Below are 18,710 nucleotides of genomic sequence, written 5' to 3'. Positions count from 1 at the left end.
GGAGAAAAGGATTACAGACTTGCTAGTTTACAAGTCGCCAGTCAGCGAAGTCGAAACCGGGCGACACAAAACAACTCACGAGCACCTCGCTGTCGGCGGTCAGTCGGCCCGCTTGCCAGACGCCAGCCGGAACAACGACTTGAGCGACGTGCCCGTTGGCGAGATCAGGGCCCAAAACGAAGCGTTGAACGTTCTCTTCGTCGGGCAGGTCACCGCTTCCGCCGAGCGAGAGCTCAAGCGTTCCGGGGCCGTGCCACATCCAAATTTCATCATTGGCTACGACGTGCCAGTCACTGTGCTCGCCAGGAACGAGCAGGTAGTGGATGCACGTGGCCGAGGGCCGTGCGCCGTTCGGAGTCTCGACGGGGCTAGTGCCTGCCCAGGTGCGACGGAACCAGCCGCCCTCGGGGTGCGCTTCGAGGTTGAGCAGCTGCGCGGTCGCCGGGCGGGTGTCATCGGCGGCATTAGCGGCGCCGGAGGCAGCAGTGGGATTAGTCATGGGCGGTTACTCCGGTCTGGTTCATGAAGGAGGTGCTGGCAAAACGTACGCGGCCGGAGACGAGCGTGGCAGCGGCGCGGCCGGTACCGGACTCGACGAGGGCAACGATGGTGTCTTCGATTCCGGTGACGGGGATGTCAAAGAACGCGAGGTCGGCGAGCGCGCCTACAGCGAGGTGACCGGTGCGTTCGGGGCCGACGTCGATGCCCATGGCGTGAGCGCCGCCGAGGGTCGCTGCCCGCAGTAGGCGTTCGGGAAGGTCGCGCATCGTGTGCCCTTGGGAGTGGGCGATGCGGGAAAGCTCCGCGACATCCGCCATCAGGTCAAGTGAAGGACTCGACGAGAGCGAGTCCGTGCCGATGGCCAGCGCGTTGCCCTCGGCCAAGTAGGCGGCCACGGGAGGCTCGTCGAGGCCGATAACAGCGTTGGAGCGGGGGCAGAGTGCCACGCTCGTACCGCGAGCCCGCAGAAGGGCACGGTCGCGTGCGGTCATGTAGATGCCGTGGGCGATGTGGCAGTCGGGCCCGAGCACGCCGAGCTGGTCAACGAACTCTGTGGCGCCGGTGCCGAAACCGGCGGCGCGCAGCTCTCGAAAGCTGCCCAGTTCGCGACCATGCCACGGGTCACCGTGCTCGTGGTGGAACTCACGCTCGAATGCCGCTTCGCCCAGATGCAGGTGAAGGCGGCTACCGCGCTCGCGAACGATGTCAGGGATTTCGAGCAGCGGCACGACCTCAAGCGAATACGGGGCGTGCGGCGAGAGCCCGGTTCCGGGAGGCGAGGGCAGAGCATCCAGAGCAGCCTCGACCTGCTGACGGCCGGTGCGAGCCCAGTCGTCATTGGTCCAGCTCATTACTTCCCAGTACGTGATGCCGTGCAACCCGGCGTCGTGCAGCGCAGCGGATGCCTCAACGTCGGTCACGATGTCGGCGACGGCGGTGGTGCCCGCTTCGATCATGAGCTGAGCGCCTGCCGCGGCATCCGCAGCCCAGTCGTGGGGCTGGTCGTACACGGGATTGAACGCGGTCGACCAGTCGTCGAAACCGTTGTACTGCCCGCGGCCGACTTCAGCCATACCGGTGTACTGCAGGTGCGAGTGCGCGTTGACGAGCCCGGGCAACAGGACGCCGGGCCAGTGGATCTCGCGCGCACTGATGCCGCGGTCGGCGAGGGAGCGGCGAACCCAGTCGCGCTCGCCGACGTGCAGTATGCGACCGTCGCGCACGGCAATGGCACCGTTCAGCAGCGGGGGAGCAGTGATGGGGATCACGAGGCCGGCGGTGTACACCACGACCTGGTGGTCGGCATCCGCAGTGGTGCTCGCGGGTGCCTCGGGATGGAGGTTACTCATCGGGTTTCCTGATTCGGTGAAGAGCTGAGGTAGCGGCGGGAGCGCCAGTCGTGGGCCGCAGCGAGTTGGGCGTCGGCGTGGGTGTCGATGTGTTCACCGCGGGCGGCTAAGGCGGCGCGGGCGACAGTGTCGTCGATGCTGGTGGGCAGCGCATGCACTCCGACGGCCGGCCGCGTGACGACGATTTCTTCGACGGCGGCGAGCTGAACGGCGAACGAGAGATCCATGATCTCGATCGGGTTGCCTTCGGCCGCGGTGATATTGATGCAGCCGCCACGGTCGAGCACGAGAGTGCCCGCCGGGTCAGCACGATCAACGTGGGCGGCGAGAGGCGTGAGTTGTTCGGCGGGATAGCCCAAGAGCAGCCCGTCGAGATCGAGCTCTCCGGGAACGCCGCCGGCCACGGCAACGGCCCGCGCTGTGCGGGCGAGGTCGGCGCTGATCGTGTGCGCAACGCCGGTGCTCGAAACGACGAGGGCGCCGGCGCCGAGCTCGGCAGCCTCACCGATGTCGTAACCATCGTGGGCAGCACGAAGCGCCAAGACGGGGTCGACCTCGGCCACGCGCACCTCGGCTCCGAGCGCCGAGAGATGAGCAGCGACGCCCTCACCCACCGGGCCATAGCCGATCACGAGAGCGGGCTGATCTCGCACGGTCACACCGACTCGGTCAAGAGCATCCGCAATCGCGAACACACACGACTGACCGGTGCCGTAACGGTTATCGAAACGCGTCTTCATCTGAGCGTCATTGACCGCAAACACAGCAGTGTCGAGGATGCCCAGAGCGCTCATCTGGCGAAGCGGCGTCAAGCCACTCGTCGTCTCCTCGTTCGCGCCAATCCACTGCTTCACGAGGTGCGGAGCATCTTCATGAGCAAGACGGATGAGGTGCGAACCATCGTCGAGAAGGATGTCGAAACCGCGTTCGAGGAACGCCAGCGCAGCAGCGCGCTCGGCTAGGCCGCTCAGCGTCTCGGAGCCGTCGACAGCAATACCGCGCGCCCGTAGTGCTTCCGCAACGGATGCATCGATTTCATCCGGGTGCGCGTACACCGCGACCTCAGCTCCTGCGGCGGCAAGCAGCAGCGCCAACTGGGCAGTTTTCGGTTCGAGCACCATGGCGATGCCGATGCGTAAGCCCTGTACAGAGCCGCGCTCGCCGAGGCCCTTAGCCACCAGTCGCGAAACAGGCATGTGTTCGCCCGCGAAGTCGATGCGTCCGTCGGCGTCTCCTCGCGACGGCAGGGAAGTGCCACCCAGAAGGAGCGTCGCGGTGATCTCTGAATCGGGGCCAGCGGCATCCAACTGGATGTCGAGAAGATGAGCGGATGCGGATGCGGATGCGGCTGCGGTGGCGTCGTGGCGGCTCGCGGTGACAACGTGCGCACCGAGCGCGCTAAACATTCGCGTCAGTTCGCGAGAAGTGGCGCTGAGGTCAGCAGTGTCGGGCTGAGCTGCGCTGATGCGCACGCTGCGGCCGGCGACTAAAAGGTTAGTGTCGCGGGCGAAGCGGCGAATGATTCGTTCGGCTATAAGTGTTACGTCGGCCACTTGTCAAGAGTAGGGCACCGCTCGGGGGTCAATCGAACGCCGCCAGAGCGCTGCGGCGCCAGCCGGCCGTGCGCCGTGACCAAACACTAATCGCCCTCCCGAAGGAGAGCGATTAGTGAACTGCCTGAGACTCGCAATTCTGCGACTCAGAGCCAGTGATTTGTCGGGGTAGCGGGATTTGAACCCACGACCTCTTCGTCCCGAACGAAGCGCGCTACCAAGCTGCGCCACACCCCGATCATCCGTCACTGACGCGACGAATAGATCAAGAATAGCCGATATCTCCGGCAGTGAGCGTCACTACGACAGCTTCAGGCTTGCAGGCGAAGCGAACAGGCGCATAAATCGATGTTCCGAGGCCCGCACTGACGTTCAAGAATGCCGCCCGACGCAAGTGATGCCAGATACTGAGACCGCTAGCCTGCTCGCGAGGAATGTCGCAATTCGTGACGAGCGCTGGCATGCCAGGAACCCGAACTTGGCCTCCGTGAGTGTGGCCCGCGAAGATTGCGTCGGCTCCGTTCGTGACGAGAGCATCGAGCACGCGACGGTATGGGGCGTGCGTCACGCCGAGGGCTACCGTTTCGGGGCCGTGCGGGTCATCCGCCCAACCCACATTCTCGCGCATCTCTTCGACGTTGGCAGGGAGACGGTCGAGCCGTTCCCAGCCGCGGTGAGCGTCAGCGGTGCCGAAGAGTTCTAGTCGCGAACCGCGAAGTTCGAGGGCACGCGCGTGATTGTTAAGCGACAGCCAGCCGAGTTCGTCTTCAAAAAACGCATTGAGGGCATCCGTATCGAGGTGTTCCACGGGGCGGTGCCCCGACGACGGGCCGGTGAAGTAAGTGAACGGGTTTTTGAACTGTGGACCGTAATAGTCGTTCGACCCATGCACAAAGACACCGGGAGTTCCCTCGAATGGCTCGAAGGCACGCTTGATTCCACGGGTGCCGTCGGTGTGACCGAGGTTGTCTCCAGTGTTGATAACGAGATCAGGTTCGTACAGGGCGAGCGCGCGAACCCAGTCTTGCTTACGTGTTTGCCACGGCGCCATGTGCAGATCCGAGATGTGCAGCACAGTGATGTCGCGGGCGCTGGGATCAAGAATCGGCAGAGTTTCGTGCCGCACGGTGAACGCATTGCGTTCCACGAGGGCGCCCCACGCGAACGCGGCGACCCCTGCCGCAGCTACCGCACCGAGTGCGGTAGCTGCGGGGGAGACGTGTTTGCTTAGGGGCACGGCGTTGACTGTGCCACGGTGAGCGTGATCGTCGAACTCGTCTTAGCGAAGCTGCCGGCCGAAGGGCTCGAAGCGGTCACCTTGCCCTCGCTCGGGTCACCCGGTGGAACTTCCTCACAGGACTGACTCACATTCGAGAAACCAGAACCGCCGAGGATTCCCTGTGCCGTCGCAAAGTCGTTCGATTCACCATCGCCCACCGCATCCGGAATCTTGACCTTGTTTCCCTTGCTGGTGTACACCGTAACGGTCGCGCCAGCTGCAGACTGTGTGCCTGCTGCGGGGTTTGTCTTCACTACCTGGCCTGCGGGCAGCTCCGAATCGACTCCACCACCATCCACGAAGTTGAAGCCGAGGCTGACCAGTACGGACTTCGCCTGCTCGAGCGTTTGAAGCGTCAGATCTGGTACTTCTGTTCCAGAACCGGTCAGTAATTTCGAGTCAGGTTCCGGCAGCGCACCACCGGGGTACTTGATGTTAAGAGCGGTGTCTGTCGCTCGCGTGATGTAATGACGGAGGCGATAGCCCTGAACATCGGCGTACCCCACGCGGCTGATGTCTTGGAAGCCCGAGATGTTTCCGACCCACGTTGCCGTGCCGTAGCGCGTCGTTCCGCTGGTCATCCACGTGTGAACGGCGCCGTCAGTCGTTCCCGTTTTGCCGAAGATCGGGATGCCGTCGTTGGGGTCGGAGTACGCAGCATTACCGCGGTTAAGCACCTCAGTGAGTACGTAGGCCGTGGTTGCAGCGACCTCAGGTGAGATTGCTTGGCGGCAGTTCTGCTCCTGGCCACCGAGGTCGTTGTTGCGAGCGTCGATTGCCTTGTCGATGATGATCGGCTCGCACCAGAGTCCGCCAGCGCCGATTGCGGCGTAGGCGGAAGCCATGCTGAGCGGTGTCACATCGTTGGTGCCGATGATCGATGACGGGAAGCTCTGAAGCTCGTCACCATCGGCGCGCTCGACACCCATGCTGGCGGCGACGTTGCGGATGTTGCAGAGGTCAAGCTGGGTCGCCATTGAGAAGAAAATACCGTTGATCGACTCGGCGGTTCCTTCTGCGACTGTATAAATACCGCGCTCGTTCGCGTTGTTGCCGAATTCCACTGTTCCGCCATATGGGCCGTTGCAACTGTCGAGGAACTGAGAACCGGGGATGTCTCGGGCGGTACCTTCGAGCCGCTCGTTAATTCCCTTCCCCTGATTCAGCCACTCGATCAGGGTGAAGACCTTGTAGGTTGATCCGGGTTGGAAGCCGCTCGATCCGCCATAGTCGAAACTCGTGTTGTAGTTGACTGCGGTGCTCTCGATACCACCGCCCTCCGCCGTGTCGTTGAACAGCTTGTTTTCGGCCATGACGAGCACTCGTCCGGTGCCAGCCTCGACAGTGGACGTGGCGCTACCCAGTTGGTAGGCAGTCTCAGTGTTGGGAGCGTAGGTCCACGTAGCCTGCTGGGAAGGGATTTGAGCGTCGAGGTCCAGAGTCGTGTAGAGCTTGTAACCACCCTGCTTCCAGTTCTCGTTCCGCTCGTCGACGGTGGTGCCGAGGAACTCGAAATCAGGAACACTCTTGACCACATAATCGCAGAACCACTTGGCGTAGGTGTTGGCAGCGATGCAACCGTTGTTGGGCGCAGACGGAACTACGGTCTCTTCATCTACCGGGATCGCAACGGCTTCGTCGTACTGTTCGCGGTCGATCGATCCGACATCGAGCATTGCGGTGAGAATGACGTCACGACGATCTTGGTTAGCTGCAAAATACTCGGGATCAGAGAGGTTGCGGATACTGGGTTCCTGCACGATGGCCACGAGGCTCGCCGCTTGCTCAAGAGTCAGGTCCTTCGCGTCAACGCTGTAATAGCGCTGGGCTGCGGCTTGAATTCCATAGGTAGCGTTGCCGAAGTTCGCGATGTTGAGGTACGCCGTCAGGATTTCCTTCTTCGTGTACCGCTTCTCAAGACCGATTGCGAGCTTCATCTCTTTGAGCTTGCGATCGAAGGAGGTGCGGACAGCGTCCTCGTAGGCGGCCTTGCGCTCGTCTTCGTTCGCTAGGGATTCCGCTTGAGAAATGTAGGTGTTTTTGACGAGCTGCATCGTGAGGGTGGATGCACCGCTCTCGATTCCCGAGGACACTACATTGCCGACGGCAGCACGAACGAGCGAGGTGAGGTCGACGCCGCCGTGCTCGAAGAAGCGGCGGTCTTCGCCGGCAACTACGGCATCAATCGCGTACTGCGAGATCTCGTCATAGCTGACCTCTTGACGGTTCTGATCGTAAATCGTTGCGATTTGGAAGTATCCGTCGACGCTGCCCCTGCCGGTGTATTTCGCGTAAATAGCGTTGCGCTCGGGCTGCTGGTCGATTTCGAGGTAATCGGGGAGTCCATCGAAGATGCCGATGGTACTGGAAGCGGTGATGCCGGTGACGGCGAGCGCGGGCGCAACCATGGCGGTAACGAGCACACCAGAGAGGGCGCTGAAGCCGATCAATCCGGCGATAGCCGAGAAGATGCCGCGACGCGGAGTTTTTAGGGCAGACATATGATCAACAGTAGGGGATTATTGATAACGCCATGCTGAACGGGAGCCGCAAATATGCCTAAATGGGAGTACCTCACCACACCACTGATGGTGCACAATTCCACCGCGATCCTCAATAACTGGGGTTCCGAAGGGTGGGAACTTGTGCAGGTCGGTACCGGCCCTGAAGGGGGCCCGGTCGCTTATTTCAAACGGATCAAGGAAGAGAACAACTAAATGTCGCAGCTCGATGAACGGCTCGCAGAACTCGGCCTGAGCGTCCCAGAAACCTCAAAGCCCCTCGCTGCCTACTTGCCAGCGATGGTTTCGGGAAATCTTGTCTACACGGCCGGCCAGCTGCCCATGGTCGACGGCGCTCTTCCTGCGACCGGCAAAGTCGGCGCTGAAGTGGATGCTGCTGATGCCCACGAATACGCCAAGACCTGTGTCTTGAACGGCCTCGCTGCGGCCAAGGGCGCTATCGGATCGCTCGACCGCATCACGCGCGTCGTCAAGGTTGTCGGTTTCGTTGCCTCCGACCCGAGTTTTACCGGCCAGCCCGGAGTCATCAACGGAGCATCTGAGCTTCTTGTTGAAATCTTCGGTGAGATGGGAAAGCACGCCCGCAGCGCTGTTGGCGTTGCTGTTCTGCCCCTCGACGCTCCGGTTGAAGTCGAGTTCGTATTCGAGTTCGCGTGATCGAAGTGTGGTCCTCCGGTCAAGCCGGAGAGAACGCGCCGCTGCGCCCGCTAGACCTCGGTCTGTGGGATGCGGCGCACAGCGGAGTAACGCTTCAGGCTCGTCGCCTCGTGCAAGACAGCCGAGAGGCGGGTGCGGATGACGTGTTCGTGGCCATCGGTACGAGTGCGTCGTCGGCTCTGCCGTACATTGACGCCGCTATCGCCCAGGGTGCCGTAGCGGTACTGGTGGACGCGAAGGCGGCCGAGGGCGTTGAGCTTGATGAGCGTGTGTATGCCATTGCGAACCTGCGCGACGTCGTCGGGGTTCAGGCGGATGCCTTTCTGGGGCATCCCTCTGCAGCCATGGCGATGGTCGGCATCACGGGAACCAACGGCAAGACCTCGACTGCGCACTTATTGACGCAGGCTTGGGCTCAGCTCGGTACGAGTTCGGCCACGATCGGCACGCTCGGTGCTGGAATCACGGGTGAGCGTCGCATCAACATGGGCATGACAACGCCGCAAGTGACGGCTGTTCACCAGTTCTTGGATGACTTCAACCGTGCCGGCGTGAAGAACGTCGCCATGGAGGTCAGCTCCCACGCGCTCGAACAGCGCCGGGTCGATGGGGTTGCCTTCGGCATCGTGGCGTTCACGAACTTCACGCGCGACCACCTCGACTATCACGGGTCGATGGAGGAGTACGCGGCACAAAAGGCCAAGATTTTCACGCTGCCGGGCATCCAGACGGCGCTGTTGAACCTTGACGACGCGGCTGCGCTCAATCACTTTCACCACACGGTTCCGGCCGGAGTGCGTGCGATCGGAATGAGCTCGCGGGGTCACTCCGAAGCAAGTGTTCGTGCGGACAATGTGCAGCTCACGACCGAGGGTCTCGAGTTCGATCTCGTGATCGAGGGCGAGAGTCACCACCTCGCGAGCGGCCTTATCGGGCGCTTCAACGTAGACAACCTGCTCACGTGCGCCACGGTGCTGTGGGCGCAAGGTGTCGAGCCGCGAAAGATCGCCGAGGTGTTGGCTCCGCTGCAGCCGGTGCTGGGTCGCATGACTCGCATCCGCGAAAACGACCAACTGCCGTTGGTGGTCGTGGATGCTGGGCACACCCCTGACGCCGTGCAACAGGCCGTGACGGCTCTACGCGAATCGGGCCACGCTCGCATCGTGACCGTTTTCGGAGCCACGGGCGACCGCGATCCGGGCAAGCGGCCCGAAATGGCACGCATCGTGGAAGAAGCCTCCGACGTGATCGTGGTCACGGACGACGACGTGCACAACGAAGACGGCGACCAGATCGTGGCGCACATTCGGGCTGGGTTCGAGCATCCGGAGCGAGTTGTGGAGATCCGCGATCGGGCAACGGCTATCGCCTACGCGATTGACGCAGCGAACCCGGATGACGTGGTGCTCTTGCAGGGCAAGGGTCACGAACCGTACCAAATTGTCGGAAATGAGCGCGTGCCATTCAGTGACATCGATACCGCCATTCGCTTGCTCAAGGAGCGCGCGCAGTAGCGGAACGCAGCACTACCGCGTACCAACGTCGAAGGCCGGGCCCCCGTGAGGGGCCCGGCCTTCAGCGTTTCTGCGAGAGCTAGTTGAGTTTGTCGGAGATGATCTGCATCACCGTGGTGTCAGCGAGCGTGGTGGTGTCACCGATCTCGCGACCTTCAGCGACATCCTGCAGCAGGCGGCGCATGATCTTGCCCGACCGCGTCTTGGGTAGCTCCGAGACGATGAAGATTTCACGGGGGCGTGCGATCGCGCCGATCTCCTTCGCGACATGCTGACGCAACAGCGCGCTCGCTTCGGCGGCAGTCTGCGCGTGCTCCTGGTTCGACTTGAGAATCACGAAGGCCACGACGGCTTGACCGGTCGCCTCATCCGCCGCTCCCACCACGGCGGCTTCAGCCACGATGGGGTTAGAGACGAGAGCGGACTCGATTTCTGTCGTCGAAAGGCGGTGGCCGGAGACGTTCATGACGTCATCCACCCGGCCGAGCAGCCAAATGTCGCCATCCTCGTCAACGTGAGCACCGTCGCCGGCGAAGTACTGTTCGCCATCGAGCTGTGGGAACTTCGACCAGTACGTCTCCTTGAAGCGTTCGGGGTCGCCCCAAATGCCGCGCAGCATGGCAGGCCACGGCTCGGAAACAACCAGCAGTCCACCGTTGGGCGGGTCAACGCGCGTGCCGTCTTCACCCAGGATGTCGATCTTGATTCCCGGGATGGGAACCTGTGCCGAACCCGGCTTCAACGTTGTGAGGCCGGGCAGCGCCGCAACCATGATGGCGCCGGTTTCGGTCTGCCACCACGTGTCAACGATGGGAGCTGAACCGCCACCGATCACATCGCGATACCAAATCCACGCTTCGGGGTTGATGGGCTCGCCCACCGAGCCCAGCACGCGAATCGAGCTGAGGTCATACTGCTCCGGAATCTGACGCCCGGCCTTCATGAACGAACGGATGGCGGTGGGCGCCGTGTAGAAAATGCTCACCCCGAACTTCTGGATGATCTCCCACCAGCGGCCCGGGTTCGGGGCGTCGGGGGTTCCCTCGTACAGCACCTGAGTGGCACCGTTCGCGAGGGGACCATAGGTCACGTAGGTGTGGCCGGTGATCCACCCGACATCTGCCGTGCACCAGTACACATCGGTTTCTGGCTTGAGGTCGAAGACGTTCTTGTGGGTGAATGCAGCCTGCGTGAGGTAGCCACCACTGGTGTGCAGGATGCCCTTCGGCTTGCCCGTCGTGCCCGAGGTGTAGAGCACAAAGAGAGGGTTCTCGGCGGGGAACGCTTGCGCCTCGTGCTCGGGCTCCGCTGCCTCGATCTGATCGTGCCACCACAGGTCGCGACCCTCGGTCCACTCCACATCGTTCTCGCCGCGCCCCACGACCAACACATTCGTGACGGTGGATTCCCCGTTGGCGAGTGCGGCATCCACTGCCGCTTTGAGCGGGAAGACCTTGCCCTTGCGCCAGCCACCATCGGCGGTGACAACAAGTTTGGCGCTCGCGTCGTCGATGCGGCTGCGCAGGCTCTCGGCGCTGAAGCCACCGAAAACTACGGAGTGAGCGGCACCGAGGCGAACCGTCGCCAGCATCGCGATGACGGCTTCGGGAACGAGGGGCATGTAGATGGCGACAACGTCACCCTGGCCCACTCCTAGGGCAGCCATGGCATTGGCTGCGCGCTTGACCTCGGCGGTCAGTTCGGCGTACGTAATGCTGCGGCTATCGCCGGGCTCACCCTCCCAATGGATGGCGACGCGGTCACCGTTGCCGGCGAGCACGTGGCGGTCGAGGCAGTTGTAGGCGACATTGAGTTCACCATCGGCAAACCACTTGGCGAAGGGCGGGGTAGACCAATCGAGTGTTTCTGTGAATGGCTTGTGCCAGTGCACATACTCGCGAGCTTTGTCAGCCCAAAACTCTAGACGGTCTTCTTTCGCGGCGCTGTAGAGATCGGCGCTCGCTTCGGAGCTGGAAGAAAAGGCCTCTGACGGGGCAAAACGTCGTGATTCATGCAAAAGACTGTCAATAGAATTACTGGTCATTTGATCCTCTTCGATCGTGTGATTGCGGTTCTCGATCACATGCTTTCTGAAAGTATTCCACCGATTCTAGAACCTCCGTTGCGCGCCCATACCGTTGCGTTACACTGAAAGTCGCTGGGCGCAAGTTCAGCAAGCGGCCAATACGATTCCCCCCAATCGTCGGCCGCTGTGGCGGCGCCCTTTCCCCCCACTGGGCGCCGCCCCTCTCTCGTTAACGGGTGCTTTTTCCCGGTGAAATTAGTGCGTTAACGAACGCAGGGGGCACCCGAAGGCGCCCCCTGCGTTCGTTCTCGTTATTAGACGATGGCTGCTTTCAGCTCTGCCGCTGCTGCAGCTGGGTCAGAGGCGCCGTAAATCGATCCGCCAGCCACAGCCACGGTCGCGCCTGCGCGCTGCACAGAGGCAATAGTGCTGGCGTTAATTCCGCCGGCGACAGAGAACGGCACTTTGGCAACTTCACCGTCGTTGAGAAGGGTCTGGAAGGTGAAGCCGGGCTCAGCCTGCTCGTCGAGGCCGGCGTGCATCTCGACAAATACTGCGCCGAGTGCCGTGACCTCTTTGGCGCGAGCCACCTTGTCGGCGACGCCGATCAGGTCGACCACGATTCCCTTGTTGTGTGCTTTCGCTGCCTTCACGGCGCCGGTGATGGTGCTGTCGCCAGCCGCACCGAGAACGGTGACATAGTCGGCGCCGGCAGCGAACGCCATGTCTGCTTCGAGCTCACCAGCATCCATGGTCTTGAGGTCGGCGAAGACTAGCTTGTCGGGGTGGGCATCCTTGATTGCTCGAATGGCGCTGAGGCCCTCGTGCTTGACGAGCGGGGTGCCCAATTCGAGGATGTCGACGTACGGGGCGACTTGAGCGGCCAGCGTGAGCGCGGCGTCGGTGGTGAGTACATCCATTGCAACTTGAAGCTTCATAATTTTCTCTTTCATTGGGGAGGGTGAGGAGTGGAGGTCGATAAGGGAGAGGTGTTACGGCTACTCGAGGTTGGCGTGGCGTGGCCACAACTCTTCGGCAGTGGCGCCGGAGTTCTTCCACATCACGTGGAACATCGCGTCGCCCAGCAGCAGTACCGCTTGCTCGAATAGACCACCGGAGTATTGGGCAGACACCGTGGCGCCATGGTCTTGCTTCTGCGCCGCCGGCACGGTGATCGTCACTGCAGCGATAGTCGCCAAGGCGGATGCCGGGGCCGTGGTGACCGCGATAATCTGCGCGCCTGCAGCGGCGGCTGTTGTCGCGGAGCGCACGACTCCCGCCGTGGTTCCCGAGCCGCTTGCGGCTAACAGCACGTCGCCGGCGGCGATTGCCGGGGTTGTTGCCTCGCCCACAACGTGCACGGTCAGGCCGAGGTGCATGAGGCGCATCGCGAGCATCCGTAGAGCAAGGCCCGAGCGACCGCCGCCGAGCACGAACACACGATCGGCAGACTCCAGAAGGGAGATTGTTTTGTTGACCGCAGGCGCGCTGTCCTCGACGATCTTCGTGCTCATCGCGATGTTTTCATCAATGATCTGGGGGAGTGCGGTCGAAATGGTGAAGGGGGAGTCGTCGCGAGCCATTACTCCACCGTGCCACCCTTTGGAGTGGTGACCAGCCCACCTTTCGGCCGGTTTTTGCTACCCGAACGGGTAGGTGGCGCCTAGAATGAGGGATGCCCTCCGCTGCTCCGGTGCCCTCCGTTCCGCTCATTGACGCCGTTTACTCCGTGGTCTCGAGCCCGTTGCTGCAGATTGCCAGTAGCTTCTCGGCGGTGCTTGCGCCGCTCGTGGCTCACACTTCGCTGTTGATTTTCACGGAAGACTGCACGGGCCGTCCGCAAAAGAAAGCGGGAGACCCGGCGATTACCGATCATGTGAGCATTGCCGAGCTGGATAGTGTGCGCGCTGAAGTCGCGGCAGTGGGGCATCCAGCGTGGGGGCTTTCGGTCAAGGTCGCGCGTCAGGAGCGGCCCGCAGCGGTGTGGATTGCGCCCACGGGTGCCTTGCTCGTGCTGACGGATCCCGTTCTTGCGAATAGTTCCACGGCACAGGACGAAGCGCTCGCGACCATCGGCTCGCTCTGGCGACTCGTTGCGGTGAGCATCCAGCAGCAGGTCGCGGTTGCAAGCCCCGACTATTTGCGGGACTCACGCATGGCATCGCAAGACCGCGCTCAGGTGATCGCGGATCTCACCGATGCTCACTCCACGACACTGGAACAGTTGCTCACGACGTTGCGTTCGCGTGATGCTGCGGATTCCACTGCCCGCCAGGAGGCGACCGAACTTGCGGTTGGCGCCTTGGTGCGTCTGCGCGCGGTGTCGGAGAGGGATCGCCGGTTAGCCGAGGAGCCGGTGGCAAAAGCGTTCGAGCGGCTCAGAGCAGACCTACGCCCGCTCGTGAGGTTTGGAGAGTGCGACGTTCAGTTCGTTGATCCTCCGGAAAACGGGCGTGCCTTACCCGGTGAGGTTGCGCACGCAGGGCGCGCTATAGTTCGCGGCGCGGTGCAGTCATTGGTCAATCAGCCGGGAGTCGCGCGTCTGCGCGTGCAGTGGGATTGCGATGGCGAGAATCTGCTGATTGGAATTCGGGATGACGGGCCCGGCACGGTGTCTCTTGACGATCCTGCGGTGCGGCAGCTCAGTGAACGCGCGATTGCCCTCAATGGGCGGCTGGCCGTCAGCGGCACGGAAGGGTGGGGATCGGAGATGGCTGTCGTGCTGCCGCTCAGTGCGGAGGGGTTCGACCGTTCCCCGCAAGCACAGTGGCAGGTGACCGACCGCGAGAATGACGTTCTCGAGCTGCTCGCATCCGGAGCTCGCAACAAAACTATCGCCCACTCGCTCTCGATCAGCGAGAACACCGTGAAATTTCACGTGGCAAATCTCTTGCGTAAAGCCGGGGTTTCAAATCGGGCGGAGTTGGTTTCGGCCTACCGTTGAGGCTGAGCGCGGCAGCGCGGCTGGGAATGCGCTGCGCACTCGTGGGATTACTTTGTGCACAAATTGTTGGTGTGCAAAGCTTGCACAATGGATGACGATCAGAGCACGGAAGAGCAAGGCCCCTCCGCGCTCGACAGCATGCTCTGCTTCGGGCTCTACGCAGCGGCTCGAGCCATGAATCGTCGGTACACAACGCTGCTAGCGCCGTGGGGGCTCACGTATCCGCAGTATCTGGTTCTCATTGTGTTGTGGGAGCAACCAACGGTCACTATTAGCGAGATCGCGGACAAGCTGATGCTCGACCTCGGCACCACATCGCCTCTCGTCAAACGACTTGACGAGCGCGGCTTTCTTTCCCGAGAGCGGTCCATTTCAGACGAGCGCCGTGTAGTCGTCCGCGCCACGGAACAAGGCCTCGCCATGCGCGAGCAATTGGCGCACATTCCCGCGTGCATCGCTGACGCCACGAACATCACTTTTCCCGAATTTACGTCGACGTTGTCGACACTGCACAACGTCACCTCACACCTCTCCACCGCATCCGCAGCTGGAGACGATGTCATTGAAAGGCAGAACTAATGGAAGCTCTCTACACCGCAGAAGCACTCTCGACCGGCGCGGGCCGTAACGGACATGTGAAGACAACATCCGGCATCGTCGACCTCGATCTAGCGATGCCCACGGCGATGGGGGGATCAGGTAACGGATCGAACCCTGAAGAGCTTTTCGCCGCCGGTTATGCCGCATGCTTCCACTCGGCACTTCAGCTCGTCGCCCGCAACCAGAAGGTGGCCATTGAGCACTCTTCCGTGGGCAGCGCAGTTCACTTGCTTCCCACCGATGACGGCGGCTTCAAGCTCGCCGTAACTCTCGAAGTAATCATCCCCGACCTTGCCGCCGACCAGGCACAAGCGCTCGCGGATGCCGCCCACCAGGTATGCCCATACTCCAACGCAACGCGCGGCAACATCGAGGTCACCATCACGGTCGCTCAGGACTAGCGTGCGGTGATCTCCGTGTGATCGCTCGGCGGTCGCGGAGGTCTCGCGTGACCCAAGCACTCCTCCTCCCCAACGGCGAGGGGGCGTGTTTTGTTACGCGCACCACAGCTTCCCTGCTCCCGGCGCGGAGGACTCTCTAGCGTGGCGGGGTGACTGACACTTCGCGCCTGCCTGCCCCTGCCCCTGCCCCTGTTCCTTTCGTCGCCCGTCGATTGCTTACCGCCGAACCCGACAGTGTTGAAAGCGCGCGACACCGCAGCGGCGTTGGGGTGGGGGCGGCGGTGCTGCGGTCTGTAGCGGCGTCGGGCGCAGCCGCCGCGTCTGTCAGTGCACTGCACGACTTCGGTCCACTAGCGCCCTACGTGGGGCGCCCCAACACCACCGACGTCTTCGTCAACGGCGCTCACAACGTCTGGATCGACCGCGGCGGTGGCCTTGAACCCGTCGGGGACGTCGGCATGACCGAGGCCGACCTGCGCGCGCTCGCCGTCCGTCTCATCAGCCTCGGTGGCCGACACATCGACGAAGCGACCCCGTGCGTGGATGTTCGGCTCACCGGTGGGGTGAGGGTGCACGCCGTGCTGCCTCCCATCTCCGCGAACGGCACCTTGCTCTCGATCCGAGTTCCCAGCCGCGAACCATTCGGGCTTACCGAGTTGGACTTCGCCGGGTTCTTCAACGACGTGCCTCGCGAACGCATTCAGTCGCTCATCGACCGGCGCGAGAACGTGCTTATCTCCGGTGCTTCGGGGGCAGGAAAAACAACCTTCCTTGGAGCCTTCCTCGCCGCGGCTTCCCCCACCGAACGCATCGTCGCCATCGAAGACGTCGCCGAGCTTCGGGTCGACCATCCTCACTTTGTCTCCCTCGAGGCGCGCCAAGCCAACCTCGAAGGGGCCGGCGGCTATGGGCTCCCCACCCTCGTGCGCGAAGCCCTCCGAATGCGGCCCGACCGCCTCGTCGTCGGTGAATGCCGGGGCGCCGAAATTCGCGAACTGCTGAGTGCCCTCAACACTGGTCACGACGGCGGCGCGGGAACACTGCACACCAACTCACTGCGTGATGTGCCGAGCCGCCTCGAAGCGCTCGGGGCGCTCGCCGGACTCGATGCAAGCGCCATCGCCCGCCAAGCCGTGAGCGCCATCGGCGCCGTACTGCACATCGACCGCGTTGACGGTCGTCGCAGACTCACCCATCTCGGCCGGCTCGAACTCGACGCCAACGACCGCCTCACGATCGCCGAAATCGAATGAAAGCCCCACCCTCGCAACTGCCCGACGTTGCCAGCACCACCCAGCGTCTGGCCGTACTGCTGCACGCAGGCTTGACTCCCACTTCGGCATGGCAGCACGTTGCGCGCGGCCGCGCCGAGAGCAACGTAGCCGTGGCGGTAGCGGTGGAGAGCGGCGAACCGGGAGGGGCGCCAGAGCGCATCTTTCGGGCATCCGCGGGGCTTGCGGTGCTTGATCGGCAAGCGTGGAACTCTCTCGCTGCAGCGTGGTTTGTGGCCGCGCAAGTGGGAGCGCCGTTGGCTGGTGCGCTGCGTACTCAGGCGAGGGCATTGCGGATGCTCGTGCACAGCCAGCGCGAAGTGGCCACCGCTCTGGCTGCTCCGGTTTCCACCGCACGCATGGTTCTGGCGTTGCCGGCTGTGGGGCTCGTGTTTGGAGCGCTGCTCGGGTTCGACACTCTGGGCGTGCTGTTCACGACCCCGATCGGCTGGGGCTGTCTCGTCGTGGGCGGCGGGCTGATTCTCGTGGCCGTGCGATGGAACCGCAGGCTTGTTCGTTCGGCGACACCCGAGCGCGCGGCTCCGGGGCTCGAGTGCGAGCTGATGGCCGTCGCGGTGTCGGGTGGGGGTTCACTCGTTCAGGCACGCGCGATCGTGACGGCAGTACTCGAGCGGTTCGCGTTACCCGGAGACGGCGATCGCCTCGACGAAGTGCTGCAGCTTTCCCACGAGGCAGGCGTGCCCGCGGCTGAACTCTTGCGCGCCGAGGCTGACGAACTGCGGCTGACCGCCGATGCGGATGCCCGCGCTGCCGCTGCTGCGCTCTCGGTGCAGCTCATGCTTCCGCTCGGGCTGTGCGTGCTTCCCGCGTTCATGGTGCTCGGGGTGCTGCCGCTCATGGTGGCGGTTATCTCCTCCACCGTGGAGGGGTTCTAGCCATGTTCCCCACATCGGAAGCAACCGCACTTCGAGATCGCCGGGCTTGGCAGGCTGGAATCACTCGGCCGCAGACTGCGCACAGCGCACGAAGGAGTACCTCATGAACGACCCGCACCTCATCAACTTTCCCGCCCTCGAACCAGGTCGCGCACAGCGCTCGCGGCTTAACGCCACCACTTCGCTCTCGCGTAGCTTGCGCGTTCGTCTTCGCTCTGAGCGCGGTGCGGCCACCGCCGAATATGCGATCACGACTCTTGCCGCGGTCGGGTTTGCTGGCCTTCTCGCCGTCGTACTGCGCTCAGGAGAAGTGCGTGGCATGCTCACCGACATTGTGCGCAGTGCTCTTTCCATCCCGGCCTGAGCGCGGGCATCGCCACGCGCGTCAGCGAGCGATTGCGCGAAAGCAGGCGTCGGCGCTCGCACTCAGCATCGAGCGAGGCAGCGTCACCGCAGAGTTTGCGCTGGCAATGCCCGCCGTCGCTCTCGTGCTCGCGTGCTGCCTCAGTGGGGTCCAACTCGCCGGGCTGCAAGTTCGACTTCAGGATGCGGCAGCCGCGTCGGCACGCAGCCTGGCACGAGACGAAAGCTCCGGCACGGTCGCGGCCACGGCATCCGCCCTGGTCGCGTCAGCACGGCTCAGCTCCCACCAGCGCGACAATCTCGTGTGCGCGACCGTCACGGCTCCCGCGCGCAACGCGCTGCTGGGGCTCTTGCCCATCACGCTCAGCGCCAGCAGCTGTGCGCTCGCGGGAGGTAAATAGTGGTTACCGTGCACCACCGGGTGACCGGCGCGCGACGAGCGCTCCGGCTCCGCCTGCGCAACGACGATGGTGCAGGAACCCTGCTGATGGTCGGTCTCGTCGCGACCGTCATCGCCATCACCGCACTTGTCGTTCCCCTCTATTGGGCGCTCAGCGTTCGTCACGCCCTCGCCGCGGCAACGGATGCTGCGGCGCTCGCCGCCGCCGATACCGCGAGCGGGCTCGTGGCCGGCTACCCCTGCGACAACGCTGAACTGCTCGCACGCGTAAATGACGCCGATATAAAGGAGTGCACTGTAGATGGGCGTATCGTGACAGTTACCGCCAGTCGCCGCATCCTCGGCATACTGGTCACAACGAGCGCCACAGCAGGCCCACCCCCAACCGGGGCGAATTAGGCAAGTGAGCGGTCGGTGTGTGTATTGTGTCGCTG

At 63.0% G+C, this 18,710-nt stretch carries 19 protein-coding genes and 1 tRNA gene; 11 read left to right on the top strand and 9 right to left on the bottom strand.

Going from position 1 to position 18,710, the window contains the following annotated elements; genetic code table 11:
• Positions 1 to 22: 22 nt before the first annotated feature.
• From ACWTV1_RS12180 to ACWTV1_RS12155, 6 genes are all read right to left on the bottom strand, one after another.
• Positions 23 to 499: a cupin domain-containing protein gene (locus tag ACWTV1_RS12180; RefSeq protein ID WP_339620989.1), complete on the bottom strand. Its 477-nt coding sequence runs from the start codon at positions 497 to 499 to the stop codon at positions 23 to 25.
• Positions 492 to 1,850, bottom strand: a complete 1,359-nt coding sequence (locus ACWTV1_RS12175) for an amidohydrolase family protein (RefSeq protein ID WP_498505532.1) — start codon at positions 1,848 to 1,850, stop codon at positions 492 to 494. The genes ACWTV1_RS12180 and ACWTV1_RS12175 overlap by 8 nt, the downstream gene beginning before the upstream one ends.
• Positions 1,847 to 3,403, bottom strand: coding sequence for an adenosylhomocysteinase (locus tag ACWTV1_RS12170; RefSeq protein ID WP_498505531.1), 1,557 nt, complete (start codon positions 3,401 to 3,403; stop codon positions 1,847 to 1,849). Before ACWTV1_RS12170 ends, ACWTV1_RS12175 begins: the two co-directional genes overlap by 4 nt.
• 163 nt (positions 3,404 to 3,566) lie before the next feature.
• A tRNA-Pro gene (locus tag ACWTV1_RS12165) sits at positions 3,567 to 3,640 on the bottom strand.
• Between the two features lie 28 nt (positions 3,641 to 3,668).
• Positions 3,669 to 4,640 carry a metallophosphoesterase gene (locus ACWTV1_RS12160; RefSeq protein ID WP_498505530.1) on the bottom strand — a complete coding sequence of 324 codons (972 nt, stop codon included), beginning with the start codon at positions 4,638 to 4,640 and terminating at the stop codon, positions 3,669 to 3,671.
• Positions 4,631 to 7,183, bottom strand: coding sequence for a transglycosylase domain-containing protein (locus tag ACWTV1_RS12155; RefSeq protein ID WP_498505529.1), 2,553 nt, complete (start codon positions 7,181 to 7,183; stop codon positions 4,631 to 4,633). Before ACWTV1_RS12155 ends, ACWTV1_RS12160 begins: the two co-directional genes overlap by 10 nt.
• Before the next feature lie 54 nt (positions 7,184 to 7,237).
• On the opposite strand from ACWTV1_RS12155, the gene sp36 reads away from it, so the two are divergent.
• From sp36 to ACWTV1_RS12140, 3 genes are read left to right on the top strand one after another with little or no spacing between them, the layout of a single operon-like run.
• A complete protein-coding gene (sp36, locus tag ACWTV1_RS12150; RefSeq protein ID WP_192893583.1) occupies positions 7,238 to 7,399 on the top strand; it encodes a Sp36 family protein in 162 nt (53 codons plus the stop codon).
• On the top strand, positions 7,400 to 7,861 hold the full coding sequence (locus ACWTV1_RS12145) for a RidA family protein (RefSeq protein WP_498505528.1): 462 nt from the start codon (positions 7,400 to 7,402) through the stop codon (positions 7,859 to 7,861).
• Positions 7,858 to 9,375 carry a UDP-N-acetylmuramoyl-L-alanyl-D-glutamate--2,6-diaminopimelate ligase gene (locus tag ACWTV1_RS12140; protein WP_498505527.1) on the top strand — a complete coding sequence of 506 codons (1,518 nt, stop codon included), beginning with the start codon at positions 7,858 to 7,860 and terminating at the stop codon, positions 9,373 to 9,375. Before ACWTV1_RS12145 ends, ACWTV1_RS12140 begins: the two co-directional genes overlap by 4 nt.
• A gap of 79 nt (positions 9,376 to 9,454) precedes the next feature.
• On the opposite strand, the gene acs is transcribed toward ACWTV1_RS12140, so the two are convergent.
• From acs to hxlB, 3 genes are all read right to left on the bottom strand, one after another.
• A complete protein-coding gene (acs, locus tag ACWTV1_RS12135) occupies positions 9,455 to 11,419 on the bottom strand; it encodes an acetate--CoA ligase (RefSeq protein WP_498505526.1) in 1,965 nt (654 codons plus the stop codon).
• 296 nt (positions 11,420 to 11,715) lie between these two features.
• Positions 11,716 to 12,339, bottom strand: coding sequence for a 3-hexulose-6-phosphate synthase (gene hxlA / locus ACWTV1_RS12130; protein ID WP_498505525.1), 624 nt, complete (start codon positions 12,337 to 12,339; stop codon positions 11,716 to 11,718).
• Positions 12,340 to 12,399: 60 nt separating this feature from the next.
• Positions 12,400 to 12,984 carry a 6-phospho-3-hexuloisomerase gene (gene hxlB / locus ACWTV1_RS12125; RefSeq protein ID WP_498505524.1) on the bottom strand — a complete coding sequence of 195 codons (585 nt, stop codon included), beginning with the start codon at positions 12,982 to 12,984 and terminating at the stop codon, positions 12,400 to 12,402.
• Between the two features lie 92 nt (positions 12,985 to 13,076).
• On the opposite strand from hxlB, the gene ACWTV1_RS12120 reads away from it, so the two are divergent.
• From ACWTV1_RS12120 to ACWTV1_RS12085, 8 genes are all read left to right on the top strand, one after another.
• Entirely contained in the window at positions 13,077 to 14,345 is a 1,269-nt protein-coding gene (locus ACWTV1_RS12120) for a helix-turn-helix transcriptional regulator (protein ID WP_498505523.1), read from the top strand.
• A gap of 87 nt (positions 14,346 to 14,432) precedes the next feature.
• Positions 14,433 to 14,924 carry a MarR family winged helix-turn-helix transcriptional regulator gene (locus ACWTV1_RS12115; protein WP_498505522.1) on the top strand — a complete coding sequence of 164 codons (492 nt, stop codon included), beginning with the start codon at positions 14,433 to 14,435 and terminating at the stop codon, positions 14,922 to 14,924.
• On the top strand, positions 14,924 to 15,346 hold the full coding sequence (locus ACWTV1_RS12110) for an organic hydroperoxide resistance protein (RefSeq protein WP_341620541.1): 423 nt from the start codon (positions 14,924 to 14,926) through the stop codon (positions 15,344 to 15,346). Before ACWTV1_RS12115 ends, ACWTV1_RS12110 begins: the two co-directional genes overlap by 1 nt.
• Positions 15,347 to 15,495: 149 nt before the next feature.
• On the top strand, positions 15,496 to 16,599 hold the full coding sequence (locus tag ACWTV1_RS12105) for a TadA family conjugal transfer-associated ATPase (protein WP_498505521.1): 1,104 nt from the start codon (positions 15,496 to 15,498) through the stop codon (positions 16,597 to 16,599).
• Positions 16,596 to 17,513 (top strand): type II secretion system F family protein, encoded by a 918-nt coding sequence (locus tag ACWTV1_RS12100; RefSeq protein ID WP_498505520.1) that lies wholly within the window; start codon positions 16,596 to 16,598, stop codon positions 17,511 to 17,513. Before ACWTV1_RS12105 ends, ACWTV1_RS12100 begins: the two co-directional genes overlap by 4 nt.
• Positions 17,514 to 17,616: 103 nt before the next feature.
• Positions 17,617 to 17,877, top strand: coding sequence for a DUF4244 domain-containing protein (locus ACWTV1_RS12095; RefSeq protein ID WP_498505519.1), 261 nt, complete (start codon positions 17,617 to 17,619; stop codon positions 17,875 to 17,877).
• Positions 17,855 to 18,277, top strand: coding sequence for a TadE family type IV pilus minor pilin (locus tag ACWTV1_RS12090; protein WP_498505518.1), 423 nt, complete (start codon positions 17,855 to 17,857; stop codon positions 18,275 to 18,277). The genes ACWTV1_RS12095 and ACWTV1_RS12090 overlap by 23 nt, the downstream gene beginning before the upstream one ends.
• Complete coding sequence (locus ACWTV1_RS12085) at positions 18,277 to 18,675, top strand: Rv3654c family TadE-like protein (protein WP_498505517.1); 399 nt, start codon at positions 18,277 to 18,279, stop codon at positions 18,673 to 18,675. The genes ACWTV1_RS12090 and ACWTV1_RS12085 overlap by 1 nt, the downstream gene beginning before the upstream one ends.
• Positions 18,676 to 18,710 lie beyond the last annotated feature (35 nt).

The sequence above is a fragment of the Salinibacterium sp. VpJ6 genome (assembly GCF_059767345.1).
This window is presented reverse-complemented; position numbering and strand designations above follow the sequence as displayed.

What these genes read in the sequence shown, in the direction of transcription:
- ACWTV1_RS12180 (WP_339620989.1), bottom strand. Translation starts at nt 499, where the DNA reads ATGACTAATCCCACTGCTGCCTCCGGCGCCGCTAATGCCGCCGATGAC.
- ACWTV1_RS12175 (WP_498505532.1), bottom strand. Translation starts at nt 1,850, where the DNA reads ATGAGTAACCTCCATCCCGAGGCACCCGCGAGCACCACTGCGGATGCC.
- ACWTV1_RS12155 (WP_498505529.1), bottom strand. Translation starts at nt 7,183, where the DNA reads ATGTCTGCCCTAAAAACTCCGCGTCGCGGCATCTTCTCGGCTATCGCC.
- sp36 (WP_192893583.1), top strand. Translation starts at nt 7,238, where the DNA reads ATGCCTAAATGGGAGTACCTCACCACACCACTGATGGTGCACAATTCC.
- ACWTV1_RS12145 (WP_498505528.1), top strand. Translation starts at nt 7,400, where the DNA reads ATGTCGCAGCTCGATGAACGGCTCGCAGAACTCGGCCTGAGCGTCCCA.
- acs (WP_498505526.1), bottom strand. Translation starts at nt 11,419, where the DNA reads ATGACCAGTAATTCTATTGACAGTCTTTTGCATGAATCACGACGTTTT.
- hxlA (WP_498505525.1), bottom strand. Translation starts at nt 12,339, where the DNA reads ATGAAGCTTCAAGTTGCAATGGATGTACTCACCACCGACGCCGCGCTC.
- hxlB (WP_498505524.1), bottom strand. Translation starts at nt 12,984, where the DNA reads ATGGCTCGCGACGACTCCCCCTTCACCATTTCGACCGCACTCCCCCAG.
- ACWTV1_RS12120 (WP_498505523.1), top strand. Translation starts at nt 13,077, where the DNA reads ATGCCCTCCGCTGCTCCGGTGCCCTCCGTTCCGCTCATTGACGCCGTT.
- ACWTV1_RS12115 (WP_498505522.1), top strand. Translation starts at nt 14,433, where the DNA reads ATGGATGACGATCAGAGCACGGAAGAGCAAGGCCCCTCCGCGCTCGAC.
- ACWTV1_RS12110 (WP_341620541.1), top strand. Translation starts at nt 14,924, where the DNA reads ATGGAAGCTCTCTACACCGCAGAAGCACTCTCGACCGGCGCGGGCCGT.
- ACWTV1_RS12100 (WP_498505520.1), top strand. Translation starts at nt 16,596, where the DNA reads ATGAAAGCCCCACCCTCGCAACTGCCCGACGTTGCCAGCACCACCCAG.
- ACWTV1_RS12095 (WP_498505519.1), top strand. Translation starts at nt 17,617, where the DNA reads ATGAACGACCCGCACCTCATCAACTTTCCCGCCCTCGAACCAGGTCGC.